The organism is Lelliottia wanjuensis (assembly GCF_030238365.1).
GTDB lineage: Bacteria > Pseudomonadota > Gammaproteobacteria > Enterobacterales > Enterobacteriaceae > Enterobacter > Enterobacter wanjuensis.
The window spans coordinates 208033-227449 of the sequence record NZ_JASSOT010000062.1; the positions used below are offsets into that span (position 1 = coordinate 208033).

The 19417-nt window shown below is 56.3% G+C and carries 19 protein-coding genes and 1 other annotated feature; of the genes, 5 read left to right on the forward strand and 14 right to left on the reverse strand.

The genetic code is table 11. The features are described from left to right. Positions 1 to 48 precede the first annotated feature (48 nt). Positions 49 to 822, forward strand: a complete 774-nt coding sequence (gene yaaA / locus QQF33_RS13690) for a peroxide stress protein YaaA (RefSeq protein ID WP_285157975.1) — start codon at positions 49 to 51, stop codon at positions 820 to 822. A gap of 69 nt (positions 823 to 891) precedes the next feature. Here yaaA and QQF33_RS13695 read toward each other — a convergent pair whose 3' ends face one another. The 7 genes from QQF33_RS13695 to yjjY form a co-directional block, all read right to left on the reverse strand. Then, a complete protein-coding gene (locus QQF33_RS13695) occupies positions 892 to 1188 on the reverse strand; it encodes a DUF2502 domain-containing protein (RefSeq protein ID WP_285146053.1) in 297 nt (98 codons plus the stop codon). 244 nt (positions 1189 to 1432) lie between these two features. Then, positions 1433 to 2719, reverse strand: coding sequence for a threonine synthase (gene thrC / locus QQF33_RS13700; RefSeq protein WP_285157976.1), 1287 nt, complete (start codon positions 2717 to 2719; stop codon positions 1433 to 1435). Positions 2720 to 2722: 3 nt separating this feature from the next. Further along, positions 2723 to 3652 (reverse strand): homoserine kinase, encoded by a 930-nt coding sequence (gene thrB / locus QQF33_RS13705; RefSeq protein WP_282491577.1) that lies wholly within the window; start codon positions 3650 to 3652, stop codon positions 2723 to 2725. Position 3653: 1 nt separating this feature from the next. Beyond that, positions 3654 to 6116, reverse strand: a complete 2463-nt coding sequence (gene thrA, locus QQF33_RS13710; protein WP_285153729.1) for a bifunctional aspartate kinase/homoserine dehydrogenase I — start codon at positions 6114 to 6116, stop codon at positions 3654 to 3656. 23 nt (positions 6117 to 6139) lie between these two features. Beyond that, positions 6140 to 6258, reverse strand: a sequence feature (Thr leader region). Next, positions 6197 to 6265 (reverse strand): thr operon leader peptide, encoded by a 69-nt coding sequence (gene thrL / locus QQF33_RS13715; RefSeq protein ID WP_107704209.1) that lies wholly within the window; start codon positions 6263 to 6265, stop codon positions 6197 to 6199. It overlaps the preceding feature by 62 nt. Before the next feature lie 211 nt (positions 6266 to 6476). After that, on the reverse strand, positions 6477 to 7163 hold the full coding sequence (locus QQF33_RS13720; RefSeq protein ID WP_285150620.1) for a tRNA/rRNA methyltransferase: 687 nt from the start codon (positions 7161 to 7163) through the stop codon (positions 6477 to 6479). Between the two features lie 399 nt (positions 7164 to 7562). Further along, positions 7563 to 7703, reverse strand: coding sequence for a YjjY family protein (yjjY, locus tag QQF33_RS13725; protein WP_001303782.1), 141 nt, complete (start codon positions 7701 to 7703; stop codon positions 7563 to 7565). Positions 7704 to 7798: 95 nt separating this feature from the next. Between yjjY and arcA the strand changes: the two genes are divergently transcribed. Further along, the gene (gene arcA, locus QQF33_RS13730) at positions 7799 to 8515 is read left to right on the forward strand and encodes a two-component system response regulator ArcA (RefSeq protein ID WP_006174002.1); all 717 of its coding nucleotides are present in this window, start codon (positions 7799 to 7801) and stop codon (positions 8513 to 8515) included. A gap of 45 nt (positions 8516 to 8560) precedes the next feature. Here the strand turns inward: arcA and creD are convergent, their stop codons facing one another. Genes creD through creA form a run of 4 tightly spaced genes read right to left on the reverse strand, consistent with a single transcriptional unit; the run spans position 8561 to position 12569 of the window. Then, positions 8561 to 9913: a cell envelope integrity protein CreD gene (gene creD / locus QQF33_RS13735; RefSeq protein ID WP_285150619.1), complete on the reverse strand. Its 1353-nt coding sequence runs from the start codon at positions 9911 to 9913 to the stop codon at positions 8561 to 8563. A gap of 57 nt (positions 9914 to 9970) precedes the next feature. Next, positions 9971 to 11395, reverse strand: a complete 1425-nt coding sequence (gene creC / locus QQF33_RS13740; RefSeq protein ID WP_285150618.1) for a two-component system sensor histidine kinase CreC — start codon at positions 11393 to 11395, stop codon at positions 9971 to 9973. Continuing rightward, on the reverse strand, positions 11395 to 12084 hold the full coding sequence (gene creB / locus QQF33_RS13745; protein ID WP_285146061.1) for a two-component system response regulator CreB: 690 nt from the start codon (positions 12082 to 12084) through the stop codon (positions 11395 to 11397). Before creB ends, creC begins: the two co-directional genes overlap by 1 nt. A 14-nt stretch (positions 12085 to 12098) precedes the next feature. Next, positions 12099 to 12569 (reverse strand): protein CreA, encoded by a 471-nt coding sequence (gene creA, locus QQF33_RS13750; RefSeq protein ID WP_282491571.1) that lies wholly within the window; start codon positions 12567 to 12569, stop codon positions 12099 to 12101. Positions 12570 to 12780: 211 nt separating this feature from the next. Between creA and robA the strand changes: the two genes are divergently transcribed. Next, positions 12781 to 13650 (forward strand): MDR efflux pump AcrAB transcriptional activator RobA, encoded by an 870-nt coding sequence (gene robA / locus QQF33_RS13755; protein ID WP_282491570.1) that lies wholly within the window; start codon positions 12781 to 12783, stop codon positions 13648 to 13650. On the opposite strand, the gene gpmB is transcribed toward robA, so the two are convergent. Next, positions 13647 to 14294 carry a 2,3-diphosphoglycerate-dependent phosphoglycerate mutase GpmB gene (gene gpmB, locus QQF33_RS13760; RefSeq protein WP_282491569.1) on the reverse strand — a complete coding sequence of 216 codons (648 nt, stop codon included), beginning with the start codon at positions 14292 to 14294 and terminating at the stop codon, positions 13647 to 13649. The genes robA and gpmB overlap by 4 nt on opposite strands. Positions 14295 to 14343: 49 nt before the next feature. Here gpmB and yjjX point away from each other — a divergent pair, with 49 nt between their 5' ends. Then, a complete protein-coding gene (yjjX, locus tag QQF33_RS13765) occupies positions 14344 to 14859 on the forward strand; it encodes an inosine/xanthosine triphosphatase (protein WP_285153726.1) in 516 nt (171 codons plus the stop codon). Between the two features lie 166 nt (positions 14860 to 15025). Here the strand turns inward: yjjX and trpR are convergent, their stop codons facing one another. Together trpR and sltY are read right to left on the reverse strand one after the other, a co-directional pair. Continuing rightward, entirely contained in the window at positions 15026 to 15352 is a 327-nt protein-coding gene (gene trpR, locus QQF33_RS13770; protein WP_282493476.1) for a trp operon repressor, read from the reverse strand. A gap of 56 nt (positions 15353 to 15408) precedes the next feature. Next, positions 15409 to 17346 (reverse strand): murein transglycosylase, encoded by a 1938-nt coding sequence (sltY, locus tag QQF33_RS13775; protein WP_285157977.1) that lies wholly within the window; start codon positions 17344 to 17346, stop codon positions 15409 to 15411. A 226-nt stretch (positions 17347 to 17572) separates the two neighbouring features. On the opposite strand from sltY, the gene ettA reads away from it, so the two are divergent. Next, positions 17573 to 19240 carry an energy-dependent translational throttle protein EttA gene (ettA, locus tag QQF33_RS13780; RefSeq protein ID WP_100777722.1) on the forward strand — a complete coding sequence of 556 codons (1668 nt, stop codon included), beginning with the start codon at positions 17573 to 17575 and terminating at the stop codon, positions 19238 to 19240. Positions 19241 to 19417: the final 177 nt, after the last annotated feature.

A 19417-nucleotide genomic window follows, 5' to 3' on the forward strand; every position in this document is an offset into this window, starting at 1 on the left:
GGCCATTTTTTTGCTAAAGTCGCTCTAAATTTCCTGCAAGGACTGGATATGCTGATTCTGATTTCACCTGCAAAAACGCTCGATTACCAGAGCCCGCTCGCCACCGAGCGCTATACCCAGCCCGAACTGCTGGATCATTCACAGCAGCTGATTCGCGAGGCGCGTAAACTCTCCGCCCCGCAGATTGGCAAGCTGATGAGCATCAGCGACAAACTCGCCGATCTCAACGCCACCCGCTTCCACGACTGGCATCCGGATTTCACCCCGAAAAACGCCCGTCAGGCGATCCTCGCTTTCAAAGGCGATGTGTATACCGGCCTGCAGGCGGAAGAGTTCAGCGAAGCCGATTTCGATTTTGCCCAGCAACACCTGCGCATGCTGTCAGGCCTGTACGGGGTGCTGCGCCCGCTGGATCTGATGCAGCCGTATCGCCTGGAGATGGGAATCCGTCTGGAAAATGCCAAAGGCAAAGATCTGTACCACTTCTGGGGCGATATCATCACCGAGAAGCTGAACGACGCGCTGAAAGCCCAGGGCGATAATATCGTCATCAACCTGGCGTCCGACGAATACTACAAATCCGTGAAGCCGAAAAAGCTCAACGCGGAGATTATCAAGCCGGTATTTTTGGACGAGAAGAACGGCAAGTTCAAAGTGATCAGCTTCTACGCCAAAAAAGCGCGCGGGCTGATGAGCCGCTATATCATTGAGAACCGCCTGACGAAGCCAGAGCAGTTGACCCAATTTAACACTGACGGGTATTTCTTTGACGGCGAAGCGTCAGGGAAAGGCGAGCTGGTGTTTAAGCGGCACGAGCAGTAATTTCCCCGGTGGCGCTACGCTTACCAGGGCGACTCGTAGGCCTGATAAGCGCAGCGCCATCAGGCGTTGTTAATGATGCTTCCAGTCCGGCCCCTTGCCAGGCTTATCATGTTTATCGCCATGGCGGTTATCGTGAGGCTCGCGATGCTCGTCATGCTGGTGCCAGCGGTTGTCGCGCCACTCGTAATGTGATTTCCACCAGTCATGGTCGCGCCAGCGGCCGCCATCCCAGTAGTGCCCGCTTCTATCCTGATCGCCAATCTGTAATTTTACCGCCGGGACCAGGGTGATCTCCCCGGCCTGAACCACTGCGGGAGCGACCAGCATCAGTGAAAGCACGAGCAGTGCAGGTTTCAGTTTAGACATAGGTGACTCCTTTTCATTCTTGCCCAACGTGGGCCGATGTAAGGAGAGTACGTGAGGGAAGTCGGGGATGTTATTCTCTGCAATCCTAATCTCTAAGTGACCGCATTTATTGGGAATTTCTGCTTTTTCCCTGCATTTTCTCTCCTTAATTTCTCCATAAAAAAAGCCCGGTGGCGCTTACGCTTACCGGGCCTACAAAAACCGTAGGTCGGGTAAGGCGAAGCCGCCACCCGACACAACAAGGCTATCCGCGCGTCATCATCAGCTGGCGCAGCGCCGCGAAATCCGCTGGCAGATGGTGGGACAGCAGCGGCAAATCGGCGCGATCGGCCAGCTCTTTCGGCAGCGGCAGCGATTCACCCAGGATCTCATCCACGCTCTCTTTGAACTTCGCCGGATGCGCCGTGCCGAGGAACAGGCCATACTCGCCCGGATTGAGCTGGTCGCGCAGCGCACGGTAGGCAATCGCCGCATGCGGCTCGGAGGTGTAACCCACCGCTTTCAGCTCGCGCATCGTCTCTTTGGTGGTGTCATCGCTCACCGCCGCATAGCCCAGATCGCCCAGACGCCAGATCTTACGGCGGAACAGCTCTTCCACGCGCGGCCAGTTGTTCGGCTGGCTCACATCCATCGCGTTCGACAGGGTCGCCTGGGTCGCGTTTGGCGTCCACTTGCCGTCTTTCAGGAAGCGTGGAACCGTGTCGTTGGCGTTGGTTGCCGCGATAAAACGCTTCACCGGCAGGCCGAGGGATTTCGCCAGCAGACCGGCGGTCAGATCGCCAAAGTTACCGCTTGGCACCGAAATCACCAGCTGATTACGCGCTTCCTGCGGCAGCTGCGCCACCGCTTCGAAGTAGTAGCAAATCTGCGCCAGCAGGCGGCTGATGTTGATCGAGTTCGCCGAGTTCAGCCCCAGCGCCACTTTCAGCTCTTCATCGTCGAAGGCCTTTTTCACCAGCGCCTGGCAGGCGTCAAAATCGCCGTCGATGGCGACGGTTTCAATGTTGCCGCCGAGCGTACAGAACAGTTTTTCCTGCAGCGGGCTGATTTTCCCCTGCGGATAGAGGATCACCACGCGGACGTTTTTCAGGCCGTAAAACGCATGGGCCACCGCCGCACCCGTATCACCGGAAGTCGCCGTCAAAATCGTCACAGGCTTGTCGCCGCTGATGTGCGTCAGCATCTGCGCCATAAAGCGCCCGCCGAAATCTTTAAATGCCAGCGTCGGACCGTGGAACAGCTCCAGACAGCCCACGTCAGGCTGAACGGATTTCACCGGAGCCGGGAAGGCAAAGGCGCTACGCACGCGCTCTTCCAGCAGCTCGTGAGGAATTTCATCGCCAATAAAGGCGGAGAGGATTTTCGCGCTGCGGGTGACGAAATCCTGCTTCAGCATGTCGTCCACTTCCGTCAGGCTAAACTCGGGTAAATCGTGCGGGAAAAACAGCCCCTGATTTTTGCCCAGCCCTTGAGTCACCGCCTGCGCGAAGCTCACCTGCTCGTTATGATCTTTAAGATTGTAGAGTTTCATCGTTTATCCCAGTACTCGTGCGCCGGCCGTGTCCAGACGGCAAATATGAACAAAGCCTTCCTGATTTTGCAGGTAGTTTTTCGACAGCCAGTCCGCCACGCGCTGCGCGGTGTCCGGCTTATCGCATAAGGCGAACAGCGTCGGGCCGGAGCCCGAAATGCCGCACGCTTGCGCGCCGATATCCAGCGACGCCTGACGCGCTTCGTTGAAGCCCGGCAGCAGTTTGGTGCGGTAAGGTTCGGCGATCACATCTTTCATCAGCTTCGCGGCGAGCGCGGGCTGACGGGTATAGCAGGCGTGAATAAAGCCCGCCAGATGACGACCGTGCGCGATACAGTCCTGACGGCGATACTGCGCGGGCAGGATCGCGCGCGCTTCGGCGGTCGAGACTTTAATCCCCGGATACGCCAGCACCCACAGCCACTCATCAAAGCCTGGCACCTGCTGGCTGATAATGCCGTTCTCTTCGATCATCAGCTGCATGCCGCCAAGGAAGCACGGCGCGACGTTATCGTAGTGAATGCTGCCGGAGATGCGCCCTTCCAGCTCGCCCATCAGGGAGAGCAGACGGGTGTTGTTCAGCGGTTTGCCGCAGTGTTCGTTCATCGCCACCAGCGCGGCGACGACGGAACAGGCGCTGGAGCCGAGGCCCGAGCCAATCGGCATACTTTTTTCGAGGGTCATGGCGACCGGCACGTTTTTGCCGATCTCCTGACAGAAGCGTTCCCAGCACTGATAAACAATATTCTCGCGCGGTTCTGGCGGCAGCTTGCTCGCGAAGCGGCCAATATTATTGAGGCTGAAACTGTCCGCCGCTTCGACGGTGACCGTATCACCCAGCAGCGAACCGTCGAGAGGCGTAACCGCCGCACCCAGCACATCAAATCCGACGCTCATATTGGCGCTAGAAGCCGGGGCATAAACTTTGACCATGTTAAACTCCTAACTTCCATGACAGGGTACGCAACAGATCGGCAAACACGCCCGCCGCTGTCACATCATTCCCTGCGCCGTAACCGCGAAGCACCAACGGTAATGGCTGATAATAGTGGCTGTAAAACGCCAGAGCGTTTTCGCCGTTTTTCACTTTAAAGAGCGGATCGTTCCCGTCCACTTCGGCAATCTTCACACGGCACACGCCGTCGTCTTCGATGTTGCCAACATAGCGCAATACTTTGCCTTCATCACGGGCTTTTGCGATGCGCGCCGCAAAGTCGTCGTCGAGCTGCACTAAGCGGTCCATAAAGGTCGCGACATCGCCGCTGTCGTCAAAACTCGCGGGCAGCACCGGCTCGATGACGATATCGGACAGCTCCAGCTCGCGGCCCGTTTCACGGGCGAGGATCAGCAGCTTGCGCGCCACGTCCATGCCCGAGAGATCGTCGCGCGGATCCGGCTCGGTGTAGCCCAGCTCACGCGCTTCGCGGGTAGCTTCCGAGAGGCTCATCCCTTCATCCAGCTTGCCAAAAATAAACGACAGCGAGCCGGAAAGAATGCCGGAGAATTTCTGCAGTTCGTCACCCGCATTAAGCAGGTTTTGCAGGTTCTCGATGACCGGCAGCCCTGCGCCCACGTTGGTGTCGTACAGGAATTTGCGACGCGACTTGCTGGCGGCGGTACGCAGTTGATGGTAGTAATCCATCGACGAGGTGTTGGCCTTTTTATTCGGCGTCACCACGTGGAAGCCCTCGCGCAGGAAGTCAGCATACTGATCGGCGACGGCCTGGTTTGAGGTACAGTCCACAATCACCGGATTGAGCAGGTGATACTCCTTCACCAGACGGATCAGGCGGCCCAGATTGAACGGCTCTTTGGCCTGCGCCAGCTCGTCCTGCCAGCTTTCCAGATTCAGGCCGTGGACGTTGGTCAGCAGCGCCTTAGAGTTCGCCACGCCGCAGACGCGCAGGTCGATATGTTTGTTCTTCAGCCAGCCCTGCTGGCGCTTGACCTGCTCGAGCAGCGCGCCGCCCACACCGCCGACACCGATCACGAACACCTCGATCACCTGATCGGTGTTGAACAGCATCTGGTGCGTCACACGCACGCCGGTGGTCGCGTCGTCATTGCTCACCACGACGGAGATGGAGCGCTCGGAAGAGCCCTGGGCAATGGCGACAATATTGATGTTCGCGCGCGCCAACGCGGCAAAGAATTTGGCGGAGATCCCGCGCAACGTGCGCATTCCGTCGCCAACGACGGAGATGATCGCCAGGCGCTCCTGAATCGACAGGGGTTCCAGCAGCTCTTCTTTCAGCTCCAGATAGAACTCCTCTTCCAGCGCGCGGCGCGCACGGCCACAGTCGGCCTGCGGTACGCAGAAGCTGATGCTGTATTCAGAGGAGGACTGAGTAATAAGCACCACGGAGATGCCATTGCGTGACATCGCGGCAAACACGCGCGCAGCCATGCCGACCATCCCTTTCATCCCCGGACCGGAGACGCTGAACATCGCCATGTTATTCAGATTCGAAATGCCTTTCACCGGCAGATCGTCTTCGTCATGGCTGGCGCCAATCAGGGTGCCTGGCGCCTGCGGGTTACCGGTGTTTTTGATGAGGCAAGGGATCTGGAACTGGGCAATCGGGGAGATGGTACGTGGGTGGAGAACTTTTGCGCCGAAGTACGACAGCTCCATCGCCTCCTGATACGACATCGATTTCAGGAGCCTCGCGTCCGGCACCTGGCGTGGGTCGCAGGTATAGACGCCGTCGACGTCAGTCCAGATTTCACAACAGTCGGCGCGCAGACAGGCGGCAAGCACGGCGGCGGAGTAGTCGGAGCCGTTACGGCCCAGCACCACCAGTTCACCTTTGTCGTTCCCGGCGGTGAAACCTGCCATCAGGATCATGTGGTCAGCCGGGATTTTGCTGGCGGCGATGCGGCGAGTGGATTCGGCGATATCGACGGTGGACTCGAGGTAGTGGCCCACGGCGAGCAGTTTTTCAACCGGGTCGATCACCGTGACCGCGTGGCCGCGCGCTTCCAGCAGCCCCGCCATAATAGCGATCGACAGTTTTTCACCGCGGCAAATCAGCGCCGCGTTGATGCTGTCCGGACATTGGCCCAGCAGGCTGATGCCGTGCAGGACATGTTTAATCTGTGCGAATTCTTGTTCAACCAGAGCTTTCAGCTGTGCGAGCGGGAAGCCGGGCTGGCTGTCGGCGAGCCCCTGCAGCAGCTCGGCAAAAATACGCTCGGCATCGCTGATGTTCGGTAGCGCATCCTGCCCACCGATGGTTTTTTCAATCATCGCCACCAGGTGGTTAGTAATTTTCGCCGGGGCAGAGAGCACGGTTGCCACCTGCCCCTGCCTGGCGTTGCTTTCCAGGATATCGGCAACGCGCTGAAAGCGTTCTGCGTTTGCCACTGATGTACCGCCGAACTTCAAGACTCGCATGGTTTACCTCGTGATCTTTGGTCGAAAAAAAAGCCCGCACTGTTCAGGTGCGGGCTTTTTTCTGTTTTTCCTGTTACGCGTCAGCCCGCATCGTTACCTGTGGTAATGATGATGGTTGTTGTAATGGTGGTGGTGCTAACGCGATTCATGGATGTTGTGTGCTCTGTGTTGTTTTCTGTCTGTCCTGTATCCTTTTAGGGTTAAAGTATCCGGCACCTTAAGTCAATGAATTTTTAATTTGATCACAGTTTGTAACCCTTTCACGACCCGCTGCTTGCGGATTTATTTTTGTCCGGATACGACCAGTTGCAACCCTTATCGACAGACGGTTAATCCATACGAAAAAAAAATATCAGATTTTTATTCTGCCAATTTTTTTTCAATATCATGCAGCAATCGGTGCAGCATCGCCGTATCGCGCTGCTCAAGTAGACCGAGACGCTGGTGTAACCAGTCCACCATTTTCTGATCGTCGGCCACGCCCAGCTGCGCCAAAAGCGATTGGGTTCGTGCGCGTAATGCCCGCAGCTGGTTTTCATCCACGCTCTCTGTGGCAGGTGCCGGGGTTTGCATTAAGGATGCTAATTGATAGCAATACACCATCACCGCCTGGCCCAGATTGAGGGACGGGTAATCCGCCACCATCGGCACGCCCGTGAGCACGTCTGCCAGCTCGAGCTCTTCGTTGGTCAGGCCTGAATCTTCACGACCAAACACCAGCGCAGCTTTGGTCAACCACGCGCTTTTTTCCTCAAGCATCGGTACCAGTTCGATCGGCGTCGCATAGTAATGATACTTCGCCCGGCTGCGCGCGGTGGTCGCCACGGTGAAGGAAATGTCGTGCAATGCGTCAGCGAGGGTTGCGTAAGTGGTTATGTTGTCGAGAATTTCACCCGAACCGTGCGCCACCCAGCGGGTCGCCGGTTCAAGATGTGCCTGACTGTCGACAATACGTAAATCGGTGAATCCCATCGTCTTCATTGCACGGGCGGCGGCGCCAATATTTTCGGGTCTTGCTGGCGAAACCAGCACTATCGATAAGTGCATTTATGCTCTCTTTTTAATCAGTTAGCCTGTAAAAGTGTGATACAGCTCAACATATTACGCAGCGCGAATTTACAAAATTGCAACACAAATCACCGAAATCGCGTTTCACAACAAATTAAAAACGCTAAACTGTTGCATGACTGAATCATTGATTTAAATGTTAACAGATATTGCTTATCCGTATGTTTATTAATGATAATACTCTGATTGATTGCTTTTTCGTATTGGATTCGCGTTGTTTATTAATCAATATCTGCAACTAGTTGGTTTATTGAAAATTTGTGACAAAGGCTAGCAATCCGATACGATGATTTCATCAAACTGTTAACGTGCTACAATTGAACTTGATATATGTCAACGAAGCGTAGTTTTATTGGGTGTCTGGTGTCACTTAGCCTGTTATGTTGCTGTTAAAATGGTTAGGATGACAGCCGTTTTTGACACTGTCGGGTCCTGAGGGAAAGTGCCCACGACCAAGCTAATGATGTTGTTGACGTTGATGGAAAGTGCATCAAGAACGCAATTACGTACTTTAGTCACGTTAGGCCGATCATGTTAATTTGCGACATGCATCAGGCAGGTCAGGGACTTTTGTACTTCCTGTTTCGATTTAGTTGGCAATTTAGGTAGCAAACATGCAGACCCCGCACATTCTTATCGTTGAAGACGAGTTGGTAACACGCAACACGTTAAAGAGCATTTTCGAAGCAGAAGGCTACGATGTCTTTGAAGCGACCGATGGCGCAGAGATGCATCAGATCCTTTCTGAAAATGATATCAACCTGGTCATCATGGATATCAACCTGCCCGGGAAAAACGGCCTTCTGCTGGCGCGCGAGCTGCGTGAACAGGCGAACGTCGCACTAATGTTCCTGACAGGCCGTGATAACGAAGTGGATAAAATTCTTGGCCTGGAAATCGGCGCTGATGACTACATCACCAAGCCGTTTAATCCTCGCGAGTTAACCATCCGTGCACGCAACCTGCTGTCCCGTACCATGAACCTGGGTACGGTGAGCGAAGAGCGTCGTAGCGTAGACAGCTACAAGTTCAACGGCTGGGAACTTGATATTAATAGCCGCTCGCTGGTTAGCCCGAACGGTGAACAGTACAAGCTGCCGCGCAGCGAATTCCGCGCCATGCTGCACTTCTGCGAAAACCCGGGCAAAATTCAGTCCCGTGCAGAGCTGCTGAAGAAGATGACCGGTCGCGAGCTGAAGCCGCACGACCGTACGGTTGACGTGACGATCCGTCGCATTCGTAAACACTTCGAGTCTACGCCGGATACGCCAGAGATCATCGCCACTATCCACGGCGAAGGGTATCGTTTTTGCGGCGACCTGCAGGAATAATCCCGCACTCAATGCAGTAAAAACGGCGCTTAATGCGCCGTTTTTTTATTTCCAGATCCGTAATGCATCGTCGTCCGGTTCCCCTTTCGGCACACTTTGCTTCACCTGTGAAAGCGAGTACCAGTCAAAGTGACGGGTGAGATACATCACCGCAAACAGCGCGATCGCCAGCACGCCAGAGCCCAACAGCAGCGCGCTGTCTTCCGAGCGCAGCAAGAACCACATCACACCGTCGAGGCCTAACAACGCCACCACAAACAGCACGCTGCGCTTCCAGCCTTTCAGCACCGCCTGCAGATAAACCCCGTTCATCATCGCCCCGACCAGACTTGCAATAATCCAGGCTGGCGTAAAGCCCACGTGTTCAGAGAGCGCCAGCAGTACCAGATAGAACAGCACCAGCGACAGCCCCACCAGCAGATACTGCATCGGGTGCAGGCGAAGGTGAGTCATCGTTTCGTAGACGAAAAAAGCCATAAACGTCAGAGCAATCAGCAAAATGGCGTACTTAATCGCCCGGTCCGTCAGCTGGTACTGGTCCGCAGGCGTTGCTACCGTGACGCTAAACGCCGGAACGCTACGAAACTCTGGCGGTTCGATGGCGCTAAACTGACTTTCAAGATTGTTGGCAAACCAGCTGCTCTGCCAGTGCGCCTGGAAACCTGACTCGCTGATTTCACGCTTCGAGGGTAAGTAATCGCCCATAAAACCCGGATGCGGCCAGTTGCTGCGCAGCGTCAGCTCGCTGTTGCGCCCGACCGGTACGACCGAAAAACTCCCCGTTCCATTGAGATTGAGTGACATCTCCAGGTCGATGTTTTTCGCATTGAGCGTCTCCCAGGTCAGCGGAATATGGATCCCCGCCTGTTGCCCTGAAATGCCCGAACCCGGTTCGACGGTCAAGGTTTCATCGTTCACTTTCGAGACCTTCACCGCCCCGATCCCACGCGCATCGCCCACGCCGACGGCAATAAACGGCTGTCCGAGGGTAATGGTTTCGCCTTTCAGTTCGTCCAGCTTATCGGTGTTAAATTGCGCCTTCAGCTTGAGATCAGTGCTCCAGATTTGTCCGTCGTAGATCCCGATGCTGCGAGACTCGACCTGCTGATTCCCGTCAACCACCAGCGATTCAGGCAGCAAAAAGTGCAGGAAACTGCGCTTGTGCTCAACCTTCACGTTATCTTCGAACTTGTAATAAATTTCCGTTACAGGGATCGCGATCAGCGGCCCGGTGAGCTGCTGCGGCCCGCTGGTGCTTTGACGCAGCGTATCTTCAACGTCATCGCGATAGCTGGCGCGCTCCGAAATCAGGTTACTCACCATGAACAGCGGAACTAACAGCAGCAGGATGCACCCCATCAGGGTGCTAACTTTCCAGAACAGGGGGGATTTTTTCATTGCCTTCTCCTTAGTGATGGAGAGAGCGTAACGCGGCTATGTGCGCTGAATTTGAAGTTATGTGAAGGGACGGTGAAGTCTCAAAATCGCCTCAACGCCGCCCGCTTCACGGTTGTGAAGCTGAATATCGCCGTGATGCAGCCGAGCCACCTCCTGCACAAATGCCAGCCCGAGGCCGCTGCTTTTCAGGCCGTTGTCGCGCGCAAGTGAGTAGAAGCGCTCAAAGATGCGAGCCAGCGCGTAATCCGGGATGCCGCTGCCGCTGTCCGTGACTTTCAGCAGAGTCTGTTTCTGCGTCTCTTCGGCGCTGAGCACAATGCTTCCGCCGGATGGCGTGAAGTCGATAGCGTTGTCGAGCAAATTGCCGAACGCCTGCTCCAGCAGATCCGCGTCGCCTTCAACCGTTAGCGCTGCGCCGTTGCCTGTCAGCCTGATGTTCTTTGCCGCCAGCTGCGTCGAACGGGCGTCGGTGATGCGCGTGAACAGCGCGTCAATACTTACCCTGGTAGGGACAATCTCCACGCGGTTTTCCAGCTTCGCCTGCTCGAGCAGCTTTTCGACCAGCGACTGCATGCGCGCATTCTGCACCAGTATGTTATCGATAAACCGCGCAGCCACCGACGGCGGCGGCTGTTCCGCTAAGATCTCCGCCGCACCGCGAATCGCCGCCAGCGGGCTTTTCAGCTCGTGGGTGAGTGCGTGAACGTAATGCTCAATGTAATTTTTGCCTTCAAGACGAATACGCATGTTTTCCAGCGCCTGCGCCAGTTTGCGCAGCTCGCTGCTGCCGGGGTCGGGCAACGGCAGCGGCGTCTCGTGGGTGACAGAATCGGCGTAACGCGACAAAGAGCTGATGGAGCGGTTAATCCACCAAGCGACGATCAGCCCGATCAGCAGGGCAATCCCCAGCAGCGCGCCGCCCGCCCAGAGAATGCGTCGCTCGCTGCGCTGGATCACCGGCGCCATCGCGCTGTTCGGTTTCCCCACCGACAGGACGCCGATAATTTTTCCCTGATCCACAATCGGCGCCGCCACGTACATCACCGTGCTATTAGGATCGTTCGGATCGTCCTGAGTGCTGCGCGCGCCGTACTGCCCGCGCAGGGTGCGCCAGACGTCGTTCCAGCGGGAATAATCCTCGCCCAGCCCTTTTCCAGTGGAATCAAACACCACCCGGCCCTGGGCGTCGGTCATGTAGACGTGATACTCGTTACGCACCTTGTAGATGCCGCCAATGTTGGCGCGAAACGGGCGCTGATGGAGCTGAGAAAATGCCTGCGCCACCCTGCCGTTTTGCGGATCGCCATTCAGCAGATCGTCACGCCCCACTTCCGCCAGCAGCGTGGCGGTGTCGATCAGCGTGCCTTCAGTCGCCCGACGCACGCCGGGTTTGACCTCCTGCACAAAGATCGACAGCACGAACCAGGCCGCGATAGCAACGATCAGGAAATAGCCCAGCAGCAGGCGCATGCCAATGCGCATTACACCAGCCCCAGGCTGTAGCCCATGCCGCGATGGGTGCTGATCGGCGAAAGATCTGCATTCACGGCGCGCAGTTTGGCGCGCAGGGTTTTAATGTGGGTATCAACGGTGCGATCGAAGCTGTCGCCGTCCTCGCCCCAGACTTTGTCCATCAGCTGCTGGCGGGAAAACACCCGGCCCGGCGCATGGAGCAAGGTTTTGAGCAGCAAAAATTCGTAGCGCGTCAAAAGTAATGGCTCGCCGCACCAGCTGATCTGCGCCGCCGGCTCGTTGAGCTCAAACTGTCCGATACGCACGATGTCTGACGGCAGCGCGGATTTTTGCATCCGGCGCAAAATGGTCCGCACCCTGGCGCACACTTCGCGCGGGGAAAAGGGTTTGGCGACGTAATCATCCGCCCCCATTTCCAGCCCGAGTAGCTTATCCACTTCGTCACTGCGGGCCGTGAGGAACAGCACCGGCAGCGACGGGTGCTGCGCCAGCAGCTGACGACACAGCTCAAATCCGCTGATATCCGGCAAACCCACATCCAGAATCGCCAGCGCAGGTGCCTGACGTCGCGCCTCGTCGAGCGCAGGCAGCCCGCGCTCGAACGCTTTCACCGCAAAACCTTCCTGTGAAAGCATGTAGATCAGCGTCTCGGCGATGCTGATTTCGTCTTCCACCAGCCAAATCAAGGGTTGCTGCATCGTCATTCCCTGGGTTAGCGCCACGGCATAATCGGCACTGCGCTCAGTGCGTTTTTCGGCGATCCTTCGACCACTTTATCGGAGTAGGCCAGGTACGCCAGCGTGTTGCGTTTCGCATCGTAGAAACGCACGACCTGGAGCTTTTTGAACACCAGCGAGGTCCGTTTCTGGAACACCACATCGCCCTGCGCTTTGCCGTTTTTGATTTTGTCGCTCAGTTCGACGGGCCCGACCTGCTGGCAAGAGATCGCCGCATCGGCCGTATCTTCCGCCAGCCCTAAGCCGCCTTTAATGCCGCCCGTTTTCGCGCGGCTGATGTAGCAGGTGACGTTTTTCACATCCGGATCGTCAAAGGCTTCGACCACAATTTTATGGTCCGGACCGAACATCTTAAACACGGTATCGACGGAGCCGACTTCTTCAGCCAGCGCGTTACGGCCTACGATTAACATCAGAGCAGTGAAGATCAATGTCTTGTATTTCATATTGTTACCATTCTTTAAAATTACATTGAGCGATTATTCAACAAACCGAATAAAAATGTAGCAAGATCACAGGATTAGCAATTTATTGCCCATAATGTGCGGCAAAAAGCATTAATGCGCAAAAAAAACACTGAATGCTAAAACATCAAAAAATGCTATTATCCGCTACCCTGTTATCAGGCACCTGCTGTTTTAAGGATGAGGATAGTATATGGATCAGGCTGGAATTATTCGCGATCTGCTTACCTGGCTGGAAGGTCATCTGGACCAGCCTTTGTCACTGGATAATGTGGCGGCAAAAGCAGGCTATTCCAAGTGGCATTTGCAAAGGATGTTCAAGGATGTCACCGGTCATGCTATCGGTGCCTATATTCGTGCACGTCGTCTTTCAAAATCGGCTGTGGCACTGCGCCTGACGGCACGCCCTATTCTGGATATTGCCCTGCAGTACCGTTTTGACTCGCAGCAGACGTTTACCCGCGCCTTCAAAAAACAGTTCTCGCTGACGCCTGCGCTCTATCGTCGTTCACCCGACTGGAGTTCGTTTGGTATGCGTCCGCCGCTGCGCCTGGGTGAATTCGCGATGCCAAAATACGAATTCACGGTCCTGCCAGAGACCCATCTCATCGGCACGACGCAAAGCTATACCTGTTCTCTGGAGCAGATCTCCGAATTCCGTCATCAGATGCGCACCCAGTTCTGGCGCGATTTCCTGAGCCACGCTCCGGCGCTTCCGCCGCTGCTGTATGGCCTGAACGAAACGCATCCGAGCATGGAAAAAGACGACGAGCAGGAAGTGTTCTATACCACCGCGCTCACGCCAGAGATGGCCAACGGCTACATCCAGGGTTCGAAACCGGTGGTACTGGAAGGCGGTGAATACGTGATGTTCACCTACGAAGGGCTGGGCACGGGCGTTCAGGAATTTATCCTGACCGTTTACGGCACCTGCATGCCAATGCTGAATCTGAACCGCCGCAAAGGTCAGGATATTGAGCGCTACTACCCGGCCAGCGATGCCCGACCGGAAGTAGGCCCAATCAATCTGCGGATGGAATACCTGATTCCAGTGCGCCGCTAGCGCTGCAGTTCATCCAGCGCAGGGGCGTCCAGATGCGAGATGTCCCCTGCCATTTCGACCACCCAACCTGAAGCCAGCCACGGGCTTTCCTGATAGTCGATACGGGAAATGGAGCAGTTGCGCAAACGCAAACGGCGTTCCGCGTAGGCTGGCAGTCCAAGAATGGTACTCACCAGACATCCCAGCGCGATACCGTGACTCACCAGCAGCGGACGGCTGCCCTGCGGCAGTTTAAGACAATCCGCCAGCGCCGCCTGTACGCGCACGCTCAGCTCCTGCATGGATTCGCCTTGCGGAATACGACCATCTTCCGTGCCGTTGACCAGCGTACGCCGCCAGCCCTCTTCCTGTTCCGTCAGGGTATCCACATGACGCTTTTCGAGCACACCCATGTCGAGTTCGCGCAGGCGAGGATCGAGGATAATGTCGCACCCACAGGCCTCGGCAATAATGCGCGCCGTTTGCTGCGTGCGACCTAAATCGCTGGCGATAATGTGCGTGATGCCTAAGGATCTGGCACGTTCCGCGACCTGCCATGCTTGTTGCTCACCCTTGGCGGTGAGAGGACTGTCTGACTGCCCTTGAATACGTCGCTCGGCGTTCCACTGCGTTTCACCGTGGCGAACAAGGTAAACCTGTAACATGCTTTTTTTCCGTTATACTGCGATGAGTTTTTTTGAATCGAGCTTAATTATGCACCATGTTGTCTCTGCTACCACTAATCCTGCCAAAATTCAGGCAATTCTAAGGGCATTTGAAGAGATCTTCGGCGAAGGATCCTGCCACATTGACGCCGTCGGCGTCGAGAGCGGCGTCCCTGAACAGCCGTTCGGGAGCGAGGAAACGCGCGCTGGCGCACGAAATCGCGTCGTGAATGCGAAGGCCGCGCGCCCTGAGGCTGATTTCTGGGTGGCGATTGAAGCGGGGATTGACGAGGGAGCCACCTTTAGCTGGGTGGTAATCGAGAGCCGCGAGCAGCGCGGTGAATCGCGCTCGGCGACGCTGCCTTTGCCGGCCATCATTCTGGAAAAAGTGCGCGCCGGAGAGGCGCTCGGGCCGGTGATGTCGCAGTACACCGGCATTGATGAGATTGGTCGTAAAGAAGGGGCGATTGGCGTGTTTACCGCCGGAGCCTTGACGCGTTCGAGCGTATACCATCAGGCGGTGGTGTTGGCGTTAAGCCCGTTTCATAACGCGGTATACGGCTGATTCCGCCGTTATAGGCCTGATAAGCGAAGCGCCATCAGGCAACCTGCCACGCCATTGCCGGGTGGCGGCTTCGCCTTACCCGGCCTACAAAAACATGCCATCAGGCAACCTGCCGCGCCATTGCCGGGTGGCGGCTTCGCCTTACCCGGCCTACAGGAACATGCCATCAGGCATTTTTCAACAACACTTCCTCAAGCCACTGGCGCAACTCCACCGGGGCTGATTTCAGACTGTTCGAGCCACGGGTGATCGTCGCGATGCCCGCCCCCAGCTCGCTTTTCAGCTCACGCTGGCTCATCTCACCGCGCAGTAACTCTTCGATAATGCGCACGCGCGTGCCCAACGCTTCACGCTCGTCAGGTGTCAGTATCAATTGCATCAGCGGTAAGTGCAGATCTTTCTCATAGGACTGGCGAAGCAGCTCCACAAAACGAAGCCACTCCTGATTGCGCTGTTCGGCCATCGCCGATGAATAAGGGGAATGCTGGGTCATGTTATGCCGCCGTTTGTACTCTTAGACGAGTACAAGCATAACACAACCCCACTGGATTAATACTTTCTCTGCCACTCGGCGTCGCTCATGAGGGGATCTTTCTGCCCCATGAAGTAGCGATAGTAAGCGTCATAGGCCAGCACATTCTTCACATACCCGCGCGTTTCCGAGAACGGAATGCTCTCGACAAACGCCACCGCGTCGATGCGTCCGGCGCTGTTGCCAAGCCAGGTCCGCACGCGTCCAGGCCCTGCGTTATAGGCCGCAGACGAGAAGATACGGTTATTGCCGAACTGGGAATAGACATACTGCAAATAGCTGGTGCCGATGTTGATGTTGGTATCCGGGTCCAGCAGCTGTGACGGGCTGCTGTAGCCTGGAATATTAAATATCTTCACCGTGTGCGTGGCAGTGCCGGGCATGATCTGCATCAGGCCGCTAGCTCCAACCGGTGAGCGCACTTTCGGGTTCCACGCGCTCTCCTGACGGGCAATCGCCATCGCGTAGCTTTGCGGAATGTCTTTCCCGCTGGTGTAACGATCGAACAGATCTTTATAGGCTAGCGGGAAACGCTCTTCCAGATGATCCCACAGCTTCCCGGCGATCGTCGCCTGCACGCTCAGATCCCACCAGCGGTTATCAAACGCGTAGCGCGCCAGCTGGGCTTTTTCGTCGTTGCTGCGGCTGGTCACCAGGTTGGCCCACTCGCTGCGCGCCGTGTTATCCATGCTCCAGTACATCAGCTCGCGCACCCGCGCCATTTCCGGACCCTGAATCAGGGCTGAGTTGACGTTGGTCGGGGCTTTGTCGATTTTAAGCGTGTACTCCTCGCCCAGGCGCTGCGCCGCCGCCATCGGGTAGAATCCGCGCTGCTGCATCAGGGAGTGAAGGATCTCTTTCGCTTCGTCATCGCGCCCACGCTCCATCAGCAGATCGGCCTGCCAGTAGCGCCATTCGTCTTTCTCTTTGGCATCCATCGGCAGGCGGGAGAGCCAGGTATTTAAGCCCCGGCGATCGCCGGTGCCGAGCGCCATACGCACGCGGCGCTCTACCAGCGACGTAGAGTTCGAACGCATGATCGCATCGTCACGCCAGCGCGCCTGTTCATCGGTGACATCGGTGCCCATCAGACGCCACGCGACGATATCGCGCAGATCCTGGGTTTGATCGTCGTTAAGCTGCTGCGCCTGAACCAGCTGCGGGATCATCAGCCGCGCGTTTTCCACATCGTCACGCGCCACGCTGGTAAAGGCCACCGCCGCCATCTGGCGAGTGAAATCTGTCGCGCCGGTCGAGCGGGCGAAGGTCAGTACGGAATTCGGATCGTTGGCGAGCTGAAGCACCGCCGTGGAAATAGTCTGATAATCGGACGGCATCTGCCCGGCCAGTGTGGTCACCAGACGGGTGTTCCCGGCTTTCATCGCCAGACGAATACGTTCGAGATAGGCCAGCGGATCTTGCTGGCCCGATGCGCGCCAGGCGCCAAACAGCGAGTCACAGGCATTCGGCAGATTTTTCCCCGTCAGCCACAAATCTTTTGCGCCGTTCCAGGCTTCCTGCTGTTGGCCCGTCGCCCATTTGGCGTAATAGAAATTACACTGCGCCTCGGTGGTGCCCGGTTTTTCCGGGCTGAAGGCCAGCAGGCCGCGCCAGTCTTCGCGTCGCGCCAGTTCGTTCACAAAGCGCGACTGTAAGGTTCGGGCAGGGGGCAACGTGGGGTTAGCCTGAATAAAATTGGCGACGGTGAGCGTCGGTTGGTTCATGAGATCGTCGGTAATCTGGCGATATTCCAGATACGGGTAGAGCGGATACTCTTTCAGCGTCGGCATAAGGGCCTGCACGGTATCCATCTGCTTACTGTCCCACGCCTGCTTGATCTGCGCATAGCGGTTGCGCTGTTCATCCAGTGAATCGGCATGCGCTGCGTGGCTTATCGTCATCACGCAGACGCTGGCAGCCAGCAGACGCCAGACCACCTGTTTGGCTTTTTCCACAAGCTCTTCCTCATTTTGTTGAATACTGTTGCGGCGTCTTGCCACCTACAAATGTAATGGATCTATGCTAACCAGGCATTCCGCAACACGCCACGTCATGGACACTTTTTTACCTTTCTTGCGCGTTTTAACACTCCCGACGTTCGTGTCTGGGATTAGGCCATGAAAAAGGCTACACTTCGCAGCTGTATACCATTTTCTTTACTATAAAAGAGGCGAAGTCCACGTGGCTCAATTCGTTTATACCATGCATCGTGTCGGCAAAGTGGTTCCGCCGAAACGTCATATTCTGAAAAATATCTCGCTGAGCTTCTTCCCTGGCGCAAAAATCGGTGTCCTGGGTCTCAACGGTGCCGGTAAGTCCACCCTGCTGCGCATCATGGCCGGTATCGATACCGATATCGAAGGTGAAGCTCGCCCGCAGCCTGGTCTCAAAATCGGTTATCTGCCGCAGGAACCGAAGCTGAACCCGGAACACACCGTTCGCGAATCCATCGAAGAAGCCGTTTCCGAAGTCGTTAACGCCCTGAAAGGTCTGGATGAAGTCTACGCGAAGTACGCTGAACCGGATGCGGACTTCGACAAACTGGCGGCGCAACAGGGTAAATTCGAAGAAATTATCCAGGCGCACGACGGCCACAACCTGAACGTTCAGCTGGAGCGTGCGGCCGATGCCCTGCGCCTGCCAGACTGGGACGCGAAAATCGAAAAACTGTCCGGGGGTGAACGCCGCCGCGTCGCGCTGTGCCGTCTGCTGCTGGAAAAGCCAGACATGCTGCTGCTCGACGAACCAACGAACCACCTGGATGCCGAATCCGTTGCCTGGCTGGAACGCTTCCTGCACGACTTCGAAGGGACCGTTGTGGCAATTACCCACGACCGTTACTTCCTCGATAACGTCGCAGGCTGGATCCTGGAGCTGGACCGCGGGGAAGGTATTCCGTGGGAAGGCAACTACTCCTCCTGGCTGGAGCAGAAAGATCAGCGTCTGGCGCAGGAAGCTTCTCAGGAAGCGGCTCGTCGTAAATCGATTGAGAAAGAGCTGGAGTGGGTTCGTCAGGGCGCGAAAGGCCGTCAGTCTAAGGGCAAAGCCCGTCTGGCACGCTTTGAAGAGCTGAACAACTCCGAATACCAGAAACGTAACGAAACCAACGAACTGTTTATCCCACCTGGAGCACGTCTGGGGGATAAAGTCGTTGAAGTGAGCAATCTGCGTAAGTCTTACGGCGATCGCCTGCTGATCGACGACCTGAGCTTCTCCGTGCCGAAAGGGGCGATTGTCGGGATCATCGGTCCGAACGGCGCGGGTAAATCGACGCTGTTCCGCATGATGTCCGGTCAGGAACAGCCTGACAGCGGCACCATTACGCTGGGCGACACCGTGAAACTGGCCTCTGTGGATCAGTTCCGTGACGCGATGGACAACAGCAAAACCGTGTGGGAAGAAGTTTCCGGCGGGCAGGATATCATGCGTATCGGTAACACCGAGATGCCGAGCCGCGCCTACGTTGGCCGCTTCAACTTCAAAGGTGTGGATCAGGGTAAACGCGTCGGCGAGCTGTCCGGTGGTGAACGTGGTCGTCTGCACCTGGCGAAACTGCTGCAGGTTGGCGGTAACGTTCTGCTCCTCGATGAACCAACAAACGACCTGGACATTGAAACCCTGCGCGCGCTGGAAAACGCCATGCTGGAGTTCCCGGGCTGTGCAATGGTGATATCCCACGACCGTTGGTTCCTCGACCGTATCGCAACCCACATTCTGGATTACCAGGACGAGGGTAAAGTGGAGTTCTTCGAAGGTAACTTCACCGAATACGAAGAGTACAAGAAACGTACCCTCGGCGCGGATGCGCTGGAGCCAAAACGTATTAAGTACAAGCGTATATCGAAATAAAAGCAAAACGGCAACTTCGGTTGCCGTTTTTTATGTTTTCTCCCTCTCCCGTGGGAGAGATACCGTCTTGTCGGTTATCCGGCAAGCGGTATTTCAGCATTAAATTCTCGTCCGGATTTCACCACGCCATAAGCCAGCTGGAGCAGTTTTCTCATCCCGGCACATACGCGTTCCTTC